Here is a 15133-nt window from a genome sequence, read left to right as displayed (position 1 = left end):
TTGAAAATATTGATTGTAAGAAAGAAAAGTTCTATGGGTGAGATTGGTTATTTCGAAAACAAGGTGTTGAACGTGCCGCTCCTACGGAGCTCGCTGTCACATTTATGATAATTCTCTACAAACATATCGCTCCTACGGAGCTTCTTTAAGGCAATTGATAGGATTGACTTTTTATTTTAATTAAATCGAACAAGTTTTAAGAAATGATTTTGAGAGCAATAAGCTTTCTAAATTTTTAAATTAATACAACAGAGCGCAAGAATTATCAATAAATTCTTTTATTTTGCAAAAACCATTTGATAACCATGCAAAATTTCAGACTGAAAGAATTTGTAGAACAGAACATTCAGAATTTCAATCCTAAAAGCCCTCAGGATTTGATTAAAGCTGAAAAACTGTTAAAAGCCGAGAGCAAATTAAACCAAACTTTCAGCATTAATGAAATTGAAGCATTTTTAGATTTCATTAAAAATCAGAAACAGAATTTTGATGAGATTCTGAAATTGCCCGTGATCAAATGTATTTACACAGACATTTACCCACACAACCTTTCCTTTAAACCTGATTTAAGAAAAATTTCCAAAGAGGAATTGGAAGATTTCAGCGAATTATTTACTCCAAACCTGAAAGCTTTTCTTTCTGAGGCTGTACGAAAAAACCAATGGCAAAGTCTGATTTATTTTCAGCAATATTATGCTTCCTTCTTAACTGCAGAATCTTTAGATTTTTATAAGAATTTACTGCACGACCGCAATCATTTAATTATTGAAGGTATTTTGAAAAACAAAGATCTGGTCACTTTCAAAAAAAATTATCCTTTTGCCACCGAACGTAAATTCTATTATCTGCAAGGTCTCGTTGACGAATTTGAATTTGATGATGATATCCTTTCCATCAACAATGTGGTTGCCGAAATGCAGCGAACCAACATTAACAATAAAGTCATTCTCGGTGAAATTCTTACGGCCATTTATGGTTTTAATTCTGAAAATGAGGTGACGAAAAATATTATCCGCAATAACCAAAGAGTCGCACAGGAGTGGAAAGATGAGAAAAGTGGTTTTCTTAATACCATTGCGTACAGCATTGCAGGTTTTTTTCTCAAAAATCAAAATCCTGCGCTGATTATATTTCTGTCGACCATTATTATTTTATCATACCTTTTCAGTTTCATCTATGTTTTTAGTTTTGGAACCAAAGCACTGATGTTTTACCTGCTGACGAATGCAGTGGCAATCTATTTAGCTTTTAGAAATTTTAAATATTATTTCAGCCAGATCAATTTACAGGATAAAGTTGATGCTTTAGGGAAAATATCGGCAACTATTCTGATTACGATGGTAATTTCTTTCCCTCTGATGATTGTGGTAGGTATGGGTTCACTTTATGTTTTTGACTCTGTAGCAGATCGTAAATTCCCTACACAAATCATTTTACCGGCAATTATCATCGGAGTAAAAATCTATATGCACAGAAACAGAAAATAATTATGTCGCAGCTTCAATTATTGGATATCATTAAAGAAACCCTGCCTCATTTTGATGCGGGAAATCCTTCTGATTTGATAAAAGCCGAAAAGATTTTAAAGATCCACCAGAAAACAAATCCTGATCTGCAGCTCAATGATATTGAAAATTTTATCGAGTTTTACAAAGATAACGGAAATAAATATGGAGTAATTCTTCAGGATGAGAACCTTCAAAAGATTCTAAAAAATGAGGACTTCAAAATAGATTCTTCACAAAACAATATTTTCTCACAACCCCCTTCTCTGCGTGAAGATTTTGGAAATGATTATGAGGAAAATATCCAGAACTACATTCAGTTGAATATTAAAAATAACAACTGGAAGAATCTCAGAGTGTTTTACAAAAACTATTTCCCGATTATCAGTTATGAAAATAAGGATTTGTTGATTGACAGCATTACGACAAAAAACAATCTGGTAAGAGGAACAATTCCTTACACTGATCAGTATCATTTGCTTCTAAATCAATACAGACACTCAGTAGATCCTGATTTTTACGCTCTGCAATCGGATATTGATTCGGCTTATTTTAATGAGGAAATACTGGATATCAATAATGATCTGGCAGAGCATCAGCACACCACTCAGCACAATAAAGTATTTCTGGGTAAAATTTTTGTGGCTTTGGCAAGCTTTGATGCCTATACAGAAGAATTAAGAGGATTATTGATTAAAAATTCAAGGATTGGAGCTAAATGGGCAAATCTTGATTCTTCTGTTGTTCTCAAAAAGAAAGACACTACCCAGAAATACACTGAAAAAGATTATGGCAAAACTGCAGAATGGATTGCCTTATCTGTCTTTTTTTCTCTCCTATGTCTGGCCATTTACCATTTATACAATAGTTGGGGAAACATTTTTTGGGGTTTTGTAGGTTTTGAGGCTATTCTTTTTTTAATTTTAAATAAAAGACTCAATGGTCATTACGAGGAAAACTCAAAATCTAAAGGAGATCAGTCCCTTAGACGCAAGATTAAAAAATGGGCTTTTAAATTCATGATTCTGCAAATCTACGCCTCAGCCATTGTTATTTCCTTAGGCATCGTAGGAGTCATCATCGCCTTAACTGTAGCTTCGGGAGGCATTGGATTGGGTGGAATTATCTTTTTAATTTGGGTTATTCGTGCCATCATAAAAAAGAAATAAGCTGAAAACCTTAAGTGAAGAGTCTCTACTCGTTAACACGTCAACTCTAGCCTAAAAGCGATCAACATCCTATTCAAAATCTTTTTATATTTGAAAATATAATTAAACACCATTACTTAAAATTATTATTTATGGGCATGATTGCAAACCTTCTTCGTGTAAGTCAAAATAAGCTTGAAGAATACCTCAAAGACAGTTCTTTACTTGAGAATGATATGTATAATGAAGATTCTGATGATAAAAATCTTCAACTAGCTGACATCGATAAATCCTGGGATGGAATCATCTTTCTACTGACAGGGGAAGGCTTTCAAGACAATGATAATGCTCTTATGAGAGTTCTTTTTAGCAGGCAGCTTATCGATGAAGAGCAGGATATGGGAGTTGGCCCCGCTCATTATCTTACCCCTAATGAAGTAAAAGAAATACATTCTCAAATTTCAACGGTTACGGTTAAAGATTTGAAAGAAAAATATAATCCTACAAAAATGGAAGAGCTTGAAGTGTATCCCAATATATGGAAAAGGGACAATGATTATGGTTTCGAATATTTATCTCGCTACTTTTTGGATGTACAAAGAATATATGCAGAAGCTTCTCAAAACAATGAAGCAATTATAACTTTTTTAAACTAATTTTCATCAAAAACAACCTACTGAAAAGCCACCTGAATATTCAGATGGCTTCTTAAATTATTTCAATCCCAGATTTCCGTCGGTGTCTTCAAACGGATTTTTAGGTTTCACTTTCAACAAGTCGTACAGTCCCTGGATGACATATTTTACTTCTTTAAAATTGTTATTTTCCATGGCTTTGTCGCCGGAATCAAAAAGTTTCATGGCTTTCTTCTGATCTTTGTAATCGTCTATATCACGGTATTTGTAGTAATAATACAATGAAGCGTAAGATTCATCTTTCTGATAGTAAATTTCTGAATGCAGTTTATCTAATTCTTTCGTTTTTCTCTTGATGAGTGACTTCTCGTTGGATTCCAGAAATATCTTTTCGTCTTTAATGATTTTTTGGAATTGTTCTTTCTGCCTTTGAGTAGCTTCTTCAAGCTGACTTTCCAAATCCTTTTTTGAAGCTTTATACTCTTCTATTTCGTAAATAACATCACGGAAACGGACGATTTTATCATATTCCTGCAAAGCACGTCTTTTTCTCTCATCAAGCTGAAAAATCCTTTCGGTCTGTTCATCTTCCTGCACTTCAATCAGGTCAAATTTAATTCTGAAAAGCTCGTCCTTGATGTTTTTAAATTTTACCAAAACAGCAATATCTTCAGGATCTGCTTCGTCTACATTTTGAACATAACTTAGCTCAGTTTCTATTTCATCAATTACTTTGTCGATATCTTCCTGAAATTTATCTTTATTGATATGTTTTGTATGCGGATTGAACACTTCATTTTTCTCAAAATCTACCGAACTGATGTACACCGAAACCGACAGATCGCGGGACTCGCTCATGCTGAATTTCAGTTCGATATCCATTCCTTTCAATAAATTAATCGGTAAATCTTTTGAATTGATTTCGATATATCCGATGCTCATATTGCTTGCAGGAAGCGTAGCATTTTTACCTTCCAAAATATTGATGATCAGCTTATCATCGGCTTCTTTATTAAAGTTTTTTGAGGTCGTTTTATAAATCGTCTTTTTAAGCGGAAGAATATCATTTTTCTTGAAAATTCTTTCAAGATAAGTGCTTCCAAAATTATCATCCACTTCGAGGCAAATATCATTCGGCAACGGCTGTCCGGAAATATTATAAATTCCGTGATTAATCGAAATATCATTCTGCTCAAAAACCACATTCTGATGTTGATCAGAAACCGTCAGACTAAACTGGTTAATCTGCTTCGGAAGAATCTTTACAAACTCTGAAAATTTATTTTTAAAGCTCATCAAACCCGTATCAAAACCTCCGTCTTTTCGGGTAATTCTGTAATATCCATCGAAGTCTCCTTTAACGCTTCCCACCAAAAGCTCTTCATCATCCTGCGTATTGACTTCGTAGATCAATTTTAAATCGATCTTATTAGAATTTTGAATTTCTTTCTGGTCTGAACTTAAATGAGTTTCAGTTTTAATTATTTGGGTATCTTCTTCTTTAGTTCCTGCAAAATAGGCTGCACCCACCATCACTGCTGTCGACGGATCTATTGAGTGATCTACTATAATTCCGAAAACCTCTTTCAGATGCTCTCTGATGTACGGAATGTAAGTCGTTCCGCCTACCAAAATAATTCGTTCAATATCACTCGCCGATTTTTGATTTTCTTCTAAAAGTTTCTTGATGAGGGTAATTGTTTCATCCACTTTTGGAGCGATCACTTTATTGAAATCGTTTCTTGAAATTTCAAAATCGATATAATGATCACCGTCATTCAATTCAAGTTCGGTATTGATTGTATCTTTTACTGATAATTCTTTTTTGATCTCTTCAGCTTTGTACAGCAGTTCGTAATATAGTTTTGCATAAAAACTATTTTCTTTAGACATCAGCTTTTTGAAAAGTGATTCTTCATTTAAAACCGCTTCAATTTTAGGAACAAATAAATGCTCAATCACCAAATGGTCAAGGTCAACGCCACCTAAAAAGTTGTTTCCTTCGTGATCTGTAATTTTAAGTTCGCGCTCATTGATTTTCACCAAAGCGACATCGAAAGTTCCGCCACCGAAATCGTATACCAACCAGTTTTTTTCTTCAGACTGATCCTGAGTCTGAAAATTAGCATACGCCAGACACGCTGCAATAGGTTCCTGCAAAAGAACAACCTGCTGAAAACCTGCTAAAAGACCTGCTTTCTTCGTCGCATTCGACTGTACGGTATCAAAAGATGCAGGAATGGTAATGACAATAGATTGAGGTTTTTCGTCCTGAATGAAACTCTGGAGTTCTTTCAAAATCATCGCCGAAAGTTCAACCGGGCTTTTTTGTTCCTCGGTATCGGCAACATCATACAAATGTTCAGTTCCCATCTTTCTTTTGAAAGAAGAAAAAACATCCAGATGCGCTGATTTCAAAAGTTCTCTGGCTTTATCACCAATGAGAATTCTCCCTTTTTTGTAGGCAACAATTGAAGGCAATGTATCGCTGAAGCCTACCGGATTTTTATAAATCTGAACTTTTCCGTCTGCAAACTTTGAAATCCCCGAATTGGTGGTTCCTAAGTCTATCCCAAAATTTATATTTCCCATATTATTCTGCAATTACAATTCCCTTCTGCAACAATATATTCCCTGAGCCGTCATTCTGAAAAATAGCAGGTTTCAGGACTTTGGTGATGATTGGTTTTGAAGAATTCCCAATCAGATTTGCTTCCAAAGAAGTATCTCTGGAATCATACAGTTTCCCGATAGGATTGTTAACAGAATAGCCCAATTCTTCGAGCTCGTGATGTATTCTTTCGAAATTTCTTTCAAAGATTGAAATATCCTGATCTTTTGATTTTTTTTCTATTTCAAAGATTTGATTAATGATATTCAGCATGAATTATTTGATGTTTTTAAAAGCACAATTTAATTATTTTTTGTTGAAAATAATAGTGAATAATCATTTTGCATAATACAATGAATTTTAACGCAAAGATTTTCTTTTAATATTGTTCTGCATATTTTTCGTTCACAAAGGCGCTCTGCTCAGCTAAGATAACAGAGCTTTTATTTGAATTGTTATTAATTTTAAACAAATCAATTGAATTTCATTTTTACGATCCTGTCTTTCCCGGCAAAAACTACGGTATTTTTATCAATCCATTCACAGACGAAAAGTCCTTTTTCATCAGAAATTTTCTTCCATGTTTTTCCAAAGTCTGAGGAATAGCTTATGTGCTGATCACCGACTGCAATGATTTCTTTGCCTTTTGATTCTGGTTTTATCTTCACGCAAGTCATGTATCCTGCATTTTGTCCTGACGCCTGAATCTGCCAAGATTCTCCACCATTATTGGTGGTTGCAATATTGTTGACATTGGCATCCTGTTTTGTATAATCTCCGCCGACTGCGATACCGAATTTTTCATTAGCAAAATCGATTGAATAAATTCCCTGCGCTTCAGAATCTTGAATAAAATTGGTCTCAAAAACTTCTGTTTCCATGTAGTTAATATTTGTTCTGAAAATCCGGGACGACCCACCTCCAGTTCCCAGCCAAAGATATTTTCCAAATGAGGCTAAATTAGTATTACTGGCCGCAAAGGCTGCTTCACCTTCGTTTAGTTTAATTATTCTATTTCCAAAACTTGCCTTATGGCTCAAAAATTTATCTTTCTGAGGTATAATCGTCATTAAATTAAGATGTAAACTACTATCTGGATCACTAAATGAAAAAGCTAAATCATCATTTACAAAATGTAATGCATCATAAAAAGCCGTTTTCACGGTATCAGTAAATACAATTTCATGAGTAAGTTTTTCTTTATCTATTTTAAAAAAATAAGCCGGACTTTCAATATTAATCGCATAAAACGATTTTTTATCCTGCGCCAAAGTTCTAAACTGTAACTTCTTTTCAGATAATTTTATCTGCTTTTGCTTTTGAGGATTTTTTAAATCTACATATCCGAATTTTGAATCTGTCCCGCTGTACCAGACTTTGCCGTCCCAGATTTCTAGAGCTCTGATGCTGATTTTATCATTGAGTAATGTTTCAAAACTCACATTTTGAGCAAAGAAAAAAGTTCCAAAGAATAAAAATAATGTGGGGAATATTTTTTTCATAACAGTCAAATTTAATCAAAAAAAAATTCCGCATAAAGCGGAATTTAAATTTATTCTTTATTGTCAATATTGATGTTGACGTCTTCTAAAGGTTTTTGTTCAGCCTTGAAGGTTTCTCCATAACCGCCATTCTGCAGTTTTGAATTTCTCTTACTGTAAAGGAAGTAAATGATAAATCCGATAATCAACCAACCAAATGAGTACATCTGTGCTTCTTTACTAAGGTTGAAAATCAAGTATACATTGATTGCAATTCCTAAACAAGCAATTACAGGCAATGCAGGAACTCTGAAACTTCTTACCAAATTTGGCTCTTTCACTCTTAAAACCCAAACCGCAACACAAACCATTGTAAAGGCAAACAAAGTTCCGAAACTTGTCATGTGTGCCAACTCGTTAATTGGTGTCAGTGATGCCACAATCGCAATAACTGTCCCCAGAATCATTAAGTTTTTTCTAGGAACTCCAGAAGTAGGATTTACTTTTGAGAAAGTTGCAGGTATAAGACCATCTTTAGACATTCCTAAGAAAATTCTAGACTGTCCCATGATCATTACCATCAATACAGAAATCAAACCTACAGTTGCGGCAATCGTAATGATGTAACCAGCCCAAGCCTGACCTGCAATATCAAATGCATAAGCTACAGGAGCTTTAATTGCATCCGGATATTTACCTAAAGGATTAAAATCACTATAATGCATCATCCCTGTAAGAACAAGTGATACTAAGATATATAGAATTGTACAAATTACTAACGAAGTAATGATAGCAAAAGGTACATCTTTTTTAGGATTAATCGCTTCACCTGCCTGTGTAGAAACCGCATCGAAACCTACATAAGCAAAGAAGATAGCAGAAGCTCCGGCAATAATTCCGCCATAGCCATACGCTTTGTGGGAGACTCCGTTTTCTGTAATGGTCGTTGCATCAGGGATAAAAGGTGTCCAGTTTGCAGTATCTATGAAGAATAAACCTGCAATAATTACAAATATGATCGCAGAAACTTTTAAGATTACAATAAAGTTGTTGGCCTTAGCAGCGCCTTTTGTACCTCTCAATAAGATCCAGATTACAAATAGAACGATTACCAATGCCGGTAAATTTAAAAACAGTTTAAAATCTAATAATTCAGGAGCTGCATTGAAGTTATTAATGGTTTCCTGAAAACCTAATAATTTATCTGCAGGAAGCTTTCCTTCAGCAATCTGTTTTGTAGCTTCCCCGAATGCTTTATTAGCAGTTCCGGGATCTGTGGTCATCCAATAAGGTAGATGAAGACCAAACATCTTGAGAAGTTTACCGAAATAACCCGACCATGAAACGGCGACCGTCATCGATCCCATCGCATACTCTAATATCAAACCCCACCCGATTATCCAGGCAAAAATTTCACCTACTGTTCCGTATGCATACGCATAAGCAGAACCTTCTACGGGAAGTATTGACGCAAACTCAGCATAACACAAAGCTGCAAATACACAGGCAATACCCGCTACTACAAAAGAAAGTGCCAATGCAGGCCCTGCGTTGTAATAGGCACCAGTACCTGTAAGTACAAAAATTCCTCCTCCGATAATAGCTCCAATTCCGATAGCAGTAAGACTCCATTTTCCTAAAACACGTTTTAGTTCGCTCTTCTGTATATCAGCTTCATAAGCACTCATTGGCTTTTTAGCCCAAATTTTTGACATATTTTTTATTTATTAAAGATTTACGAAAATATAAAAATTTTAATGATATTAACATTTATTAATAAAAATTCATGATTTAATTTACATTTAAAAATATAAAAAACTGATTTCCACTTGTTTTAGACATTGTAAAGTAACTGTTTTTTTGCTTATTTTTGACCGCATGAATGTATATGATCTCTTTGTAAAACCGTATGAAAGCTATACTGATTTGCAAATTTTTCTGGAATCTACGGGAACTTTGTTTGGAATTCTGAGCGTTTTCTTTTCTATTAAAAAAAACATCTGGGTTTATCCTACCGGAATTATTTCTACTATTATTTATGTTTACCTTCTTTTTATCGCAGGATTGCTGGGAGATTGTATGATCAACGTGTACTACACAATCATGAGCATTTATGGCTGGATTTTGTGGCAAAGAAATTCCGAAGACAATATTCATGTGGAAGTTTCCTGGTCTACCAAGAAAGAATGGTTGATTTCAGCAGTGCTTTTTGTGCTGAGTGTTTTCTTGGTGATGGTTATTTATTATTACAAACCTTTACTTGACAACAATTTTATTTCAGAAAATGTGCAGTATGGTTTTCATCATCTGGATTGGGCCAACTGGATGGATATTTTCACAACATCAGTATTCTTAGTAGGAATGTGGCTGATGGCAAAAAGACGCATCGAGAATTGGATTTTCTGGATTTTGGGCGATCTGATTTCTATCCCGATGTACATTTATAAAGGCTACGGAATTACTTCGGTACAGTATTTGGTTTTTACTGTGATGGCTACCATTGGCTATATTCAATGGAAGAAAAATTTTAAACAAAACAATACTTAATAAAGATGAAAAATTTAATAAAAATAGCATTCGCAATGTTCATTACATTAGGCTTGTCTTCTTGTATGTCTTACAATAATGCATATGCTGACACATATGGAGATCCTTACTATAATGATGGATATTATTATGCGCCACAAGGTTATTATAACACAGGAGGATATTATGGTAATGATGGATATTACTACAGAAATAATATGCAGTACCAGTACGACAATGGCGTTCCTTATTATTATGGTAATAACAGAACGAAAGTTTATGTAGAGAAAAGAAGTACATCTCAAAGACCTGCAAACGGATTCAGCAATACGCCAAACAATAACAATAATGGCAACTATACCAATCCGAGGAATAATAACGGGAACACAACCAATCCAAGAGGAAATACAAACAACCCAAGAGGTAACGGTGGATTTAGAAATCAGGGAAATACCAATAATAACGGACAAAGACCTCAACAGCAAAGTACCCCAAGATCAAACAGCAACAGTGGTTTCAGAAACAGTACAAACAGTACCCCGAACACACAAAATACCACACCAGCTACACCACAAAACAACTCCACAAGATCCGGCGGAGGATTCAGAAGATAATCATTCTAAATAAGTAAACGGACAGCCAACGCTGTTCGTTTTTCGTTTTAATTATAGTAATTTTGCACGTTAGTTTTTAGACAAAATAAAGTATGGAATTTTATAAATATCAGGGAACAGGAAACGACTTTGTAATGCTAGACAACCGTTCCGGAGAGTGGAATGATCTTTCTATTGAGCATATACAAAAATTGTGTGACCGCCGTTTTGGAATTGGTGCAGACGGATTGATCAAAATAAACACAGCAGAAGGTGTAGATTTTGAGGTTGATTATTACAATTCTGACGGTTCTAAAAGTTTTTGTGGAAACGGAGCCCGTTGTTCAGTTGCCTTTGCACATTTCCTTTCTATTTTTAAAAATAACAAGACCGTATTTACGGCAATTGACGGACTTCACGAAGCTGAAATCAATGAAGACATTGTAAAACTGAAAATGGGTGACGTTACGACCATCAACAGTGATGGTGATGATTCCGTTTTAGATACCGGATCGCCGCATTATGTAAAATATGTAGAAGACATTTCGAATTTCAACGTTTTTGCAGAAGGAAACAGCATCAGAAATTCTGCAAATTATCAGGAAAAAGGCATCAATGTGAATTTTGTTGAAAATATTTCTGATGATGAAATTTTCGTAAGAACCTATGAACGAGGCGTTGAGAACGAAACTTACAGTTGTGGAACCGGTGTTACCGCTTCTGCTTTAACTTTTCTCCAAAAAAGCGATCTAACCTCCATAAAAGTTAAAACGTTGGGCGGTGATCTTAAAGTGTATGCTGAAAAAAATGGAAGTTCTTTCCAGGAAATTTGGCTAGAAGGTCCGGCAAAACAGGTTTTCAGTGGTAAGGTTGATCTTATTTAAATAAAACAAAAACTTTTAATCAATTATCTATAATGAAAAAAGCTATTCTCATTATCGTACTACTTATTCTTGCTGTGGCAGGATTTTTTGGTTTTAAATTTTACAAAAAATATTACGGAAGCAACGTACAGAAAGATGGGTATGTTTTGATTCCGCATGGGGCAGAATTTAAGCAGATCTTAGATTCAATCACTCCTCATATTGATAATAAAGAAGCATTCATTGATGTTGCAAAAGATAAGTCGATGGATCAGTATTTCAAACCCGGTCGTTATCATTTTCAAAAAGGAGCCAGCAATACGGTTCTTGTGAATATGATTAAAGCAGGAAATCAAACCGCAAATTCTTTCAGAATCGGAGATTTCGGAGATATTTATCAGATGGTTGGGAAAGTTTCTAAAAAAACGGAACTTGATTCTTTAAAATTCGTGAATGATTTAAATAAAATTGCTTCTGAAAAAGGGTACAATAATGCTGAAGATCTTAAAAAATACTTTTTTATTGACACTTACAATTTCTTCTGGACGGTAACACCACAAGAGTTCTTCAAAAAATTTGAAGATCAGTATAACGAATTCTGGACTGCCGATCGAAAAGCTAAAGAACAAAAATCCGGATTATCAAGAGAACAGATTTATTCGCTGGCATCTATTGTTTACAAGGAATCCGGAGGAAAACCTGACGAAATGAAAACCATTGCAGGATTATATCTAAACCGTTTCAGAAAAGGAATGAAATTGCAGTCTGATCCTACGGTAATTTATGCGATAAACAAGCAAACCAATTTCAAAGAGCCTATCAAACGAGTTTTATACAAACATCTTACTACTCCATCGCCATACAATACGTATGCAAATGCAGGAATTCCTCCGGGACCGATTTGTGTAGTTGATAAAAACTCTGTGGATGCTATTTTGGATGCAGAAAACAACTCTTATATTTTTATGTGTGCAGACCCTGCGAGAATGGGCTATCACAAATTTACAGACAGTGCAGAAGAGCATGTCATCAACGCTAAAGCGTATCAGGATTGGCTCAATTCAAAAAATATCAAATAGTAAACATATTTAACTAAATTTTAACAATTTAGCAATTAACAAATCGCAGTAAAAGGCGACCTATCTATTAAGAACAATAAACGAATTGTGAAAAACTGAAAAATTAATTATTTAATAATTTCATAATATTAAATGTGTTTTTCATGATTTCACTTAAAGAATCTCTTATGAATCAGACGGAAATAATCAGCATGATTACGAAGAAAACCTTGGGGTTGACTTTTGTATTATCTGCAGCGGCTTTTGCCTTCGGACAGGAAAAAGTAGGTGTAACAGGAACTATTGTAGACAAAAGCAATCAGCCGGTGCCTTACGCATCAGTTACATTTAGCAATAAAGCGAATAAACTTTTCAGTGATGCTACACTGACCGACGAAAAAGGTCAATACACACTTGAATTAACTCCCGGAAATTATGATATTTCTGTTGAGGCAATCGATTTCAAGAAAAGTGTTATCAACAAACAGATTGCGGCAGCGGGAAATATCGGAGCTTTATCAATTGAAGCTGAAGGGTCTGCTACCAACCTTAAAACTCAAGATATTCAAGGGGTTACAATTACTGTAGCTCAAAAACCTTATAAAGTTGAGCTGGATAAAAGAACTTACGATCCATCTCAAGACATTGTAAGCAAAGGTGGTAACTTGCAAGATGTCTTATCAAACGTACCTTCAGTTTCTGTGGATACAGACGGAACGGTATCAATGAGAGGAAGTTCAAATGTAAGATTCTTAATCAACGGAAAACCTTCTGCTCTTCTTGGAATTGACGATGGTGCTAACGCTTTGCAAAGTATTCCTGCGGATCAGATCGAAAGAATTGAGGTAATTACCAACCCTTCTTCAAAATTTGAAGCAAGCGGAACAGCCGGTATTTTAAATATCATTTTAAAGAAATCTAAGAAAACAGGTTTCAATGGTAGTGTTATCGGAACTTTAGGATATTTACCTCAAACAAATTTAAACACTAACTTAAGCTGGAGAAAAGGAAGCCTTACATGGTTTTTGAATGGCGGCGGTGGTTATCGTGAATCTAAAAACACAAACAGAAATAACGCAACATTTTTTAATGCTGTCTTAGATAATGACAGAACTTTTACAGATCAGGAGTCTATTACAGACAGCAAAAATAACAATTACAATGCTTCGTCGGGTATAGTTTATGATATTTCAGATAAGACATCGATAAACGCTTCCGCAACTGTAAGAACATTTGACAGTGAAAATTTAGGTACGATCACTTATGATTACCGTTTTTTAAACGACCCTAGATCATTTGCGACAAGAACAAATACAGGATCCAATAATAATCTTGCTTTCCAAGGAGATTTTGGGGTTGACCATAAATTTGATGACAAAGGTCAAAACCTATCGCTATCTGCAAGTTTACAAAGTAACAGATCATATAATAATACCAGCGTAGACCAAACTGAAAATGGACTTTTTGAATTGCAGAATTCAATTAATCAAAATACAAAAAATAAAACTTTGGTAGGTAAAGCTGATTATGAATTACCAATTGGTGAAAACTCTAGACTTGAAGCTGGTTATCGTTTAGATATCAACCAAAACACTTATGATAATGATGTATTAGAAAGAGATGATATTAGTTCTCCTTTTAATTTTTTAAATGTTTATACTTATGATGCATATTATAGAGAAATTTTTAATGCAGGCTATCTACAGTTTAAAAGTAAAATAGGAAAGTTAGGATATCAATTAGGTCTTAGAAACGAACATTCTCAAATTGATATTAAGTACTCAAACTTAGATTTCAACACAAAGGACATTGACTCTAAAAAAAGTTATAATAATTTATTTCCATCAGTATTCTTAAGTTACGAAATTGCAAAAGACAATCAGTTTTTGGTAAATTATTCTAGAAGAATTGACAGACCAAGATCATTCTTTTTGATTCCAAATCCTAGTTATACTGATAATCAAAATATTTTTGACGGAAATATAGATTTAAATCCATCATACGTTGATTCTTATGAATTTGGATATAGCATATCTAAAGGTAAATTTACAATCAACCCTACTCTTTACTACAGGCATACTAATGATGATGTAAAAATGCTGGTTTTCCCTGACGAAATTGGTGCGTTTCATACAAGACCTATTAATTTAGGAACTGATGATCGCTTTGGTTTGGATTTAAACTTTAACTGGGATGCTACAAAATGGTTAAAATTCTTAGGAAACGTAGATGTATTTGGATATAAAACTACCGGAGTATTTGATGATTTATCTATTGTTCCTGAAGCTATGTCTTTTGAAGGAAGTGGTTTCTCTACTAGAGCCAGATTGACTTCTACCTTTAAGATTGATAAAACGTTTAGCTTTCAGTTACAAGGTTTCTACAGAGGAGCTCAAAAAACTAACAGTGTAGACAGAAAGGATATGTATGCGTTAAATTTTGGTGCATCAAAAACAATTTGGGACGGTAACGGAACAGTGAGTTTCAATATTCAAGATATTTTTAATACAAGAGCAATGGAATCTACGGCTTATGGAGTCAATTACGTAAGAGATTCTTACATGCAATGGCAACCAAGACAGTTTGCAGTATCATTGACTTACAGATTCAAGCAAGGTGAAAAAATCGAGCAACCGAAGAGAAAGAAAGATGTAAACTCTAATGCCACAGGAGACGAACAACAAGGTCCGATGTAATCAGATTTTAATGAACA

Annotated in this window: 12 protein-coding genes; 8 read left to right on the top strand and 4 right to left on the bottom strand. The window is 34.4% G+C overall.

Annotated elements, in window-relative coordinates; genetic code table 11:
• Positions 1-305 precede the first annotated feature (305 nt).
• The 3 genes from LNP04_RS00280 to LNP04_RS00270 all read left to right on the top strand — a co-directional run bounded on the left by LNP04_RS00280 (position 306) and on the right by LNP04_RS00270 (position 3309).
• Entirely contained in the window at positions 306-1487 is a 1182-nt protein-coding gene (locus tag LNP04_RS00280; RefSeq protein ID WP_229984594.1) for a hypothetical protein, read from the top strand.
• Between the two features lie 2 nt (positions 1488-1489).
• Positions 1490-2674 carry a hypothetical protein gene (locus LNP04_RS00275; RefSeq protein WP_229984593.1) on the top strand — a complete coding sequence of 395 codons (1185 nt, stop codon included), beginning with the start codon at positions 1490-1492 and terminating at the stop codon, positions 2672-2674.
• A 131-nt stretch (positions 2675-2805) separates the two neighbouring features.
• Positions 2806-3309, top strand: a complete 504-nt coding sequence (locus LNP04_RS00270; protein WP_229984592.1) for a YfbM family protein — start codon at positions 2806-2808, stop codon at positions 3307-3309.
• Between the two features lie 57 nt (positions 3310-3366).
• Here the strand turns inward: LNP04_RS00270 and LNP04_RS00265 are convergent, their stop codons facing one another.
• From LNP04_RS00265 to LNP04_RS00250, 4 genes are all read right to left on the bottom strand, one after another.
• Entirely contained in the window at positions 3367-5880 is a 2514-nt protein-coding gene (locus LNP04_RS00265) for an Hsp70 family protein (RefSeq protein ID WP_229984591.1), read from the bottom strand.
• A gap of 1 nt (position 5881) precedes the next feature.
• Positions 5882-6172, bottom strand: coding sequence for a hypothetical protein (locus LNP04_RS00260; protein WP_229984590.1), 291 nt, complete (start codon positions 6170-6172; stop codon positions 5882-5884).
• Positions 6173-6372: 200 nt separating this feature from the next.
• A complete protein-coding gene (locus tag LNP04_RS00255; protein WP_229984589.1) occupies positions 6373-7401 on the bottom strand; it encodes a glycosyl hydrolase in 1029 nt (342 codons plus the stop codon).
• Between the two features lie 50 nt (positions 7402-7451).
• On the bottom strand, positions 7452-9095 hold the full coding sequence (locus LNP04_RS00250) for an APC family permease (RefSeq protein WP_272492181.1): 1644 nt from the start codon (positions 9093-9095) through the stop codon (positions 7452-7454).
• Between the two features lie 163 nt (positions 9096-9258).
• On the opposite strand from LNP04_RS00250, the gene pnuC reads away from it, so the two are divergent.
• The 5 genes from pnuC (at position 9259) to LNP04_RS00225 (ending at position 15116) form a co-directional block, all read left to right on the top strand.
• Positions 9259-9927, top strand: coding sequence for a nicotinamide riboside transporter PnuC (gene pnuC, locus LNP04_RS00245; protein ID WP_229984588.1), 669 nt, complete (start codon positions 9259-9261; stop codon positions 9925-9927).
• A gap of 5 nt (positions 9928-9932) precedes the next feature.
• The gene (locus LNP04_RS00240; RefSeq protein WP_229984587.1) at positions 9933-10520 is read left to right on the top strand and encodes a hypothetical protein; all 588 of its coding nucleotides are present in this window, start codon (positions 9933-9935) and stop codon (positions 10518-10520) included.
• A gap of 92 nt (positions 10521-10612) precedes the next feature.
• On the top strand, positions 10613-11383 hold the full coding sequence (gene dapF, locus LNP04_RS00235; protein WP_229984586.1) for a diaminopimelate epimerase: 771 nt from the start codon (positions 10613-10615) through the stop codon (positions 11381-11383).
• Between the two features lie 32 nt (positions 11384-11415).
• The gene (mltG, locus tag LNP04_RS00230; RefSeq protein WP_229984585.1) at positions 11416-12441 is read left to right on the top strand and encodes an endolytic transglycosylase MltG; all 1026 of its coding nucleotides are present in this window, start codon (positions 11416-11418) and stop codon (positions 12439-12441) included.
• 167 nt (positions 12442-12608) lie between these two features.
• A complete protein-coding gene (locus LNP04_RS00225; RefSeq protein WP_229986327.1) occupies positions 12609-15116 on the top strand; it encodes a TonB-dependent receptor domain-containing protein in 2508 nt (835 codons plus the stop codon).
• The last annotated feature ends 17 nt before the right edge of the window (positions 15117-15133 follow it).

Origin of the sequence: Chryseobacterium sp. C-71 (assembly GCF_020911865.1) — a bacterium.
Lineage (GTDB): Bacteria > Bacteroidota > Bacteroidia > Flavobacteriales > Weeksellaceae > Chryseobacterium.
Note: the sequence above shows the minus strand (reverse complement) of the source record. Positions and strands in the feature narration are given on the sequence as shown.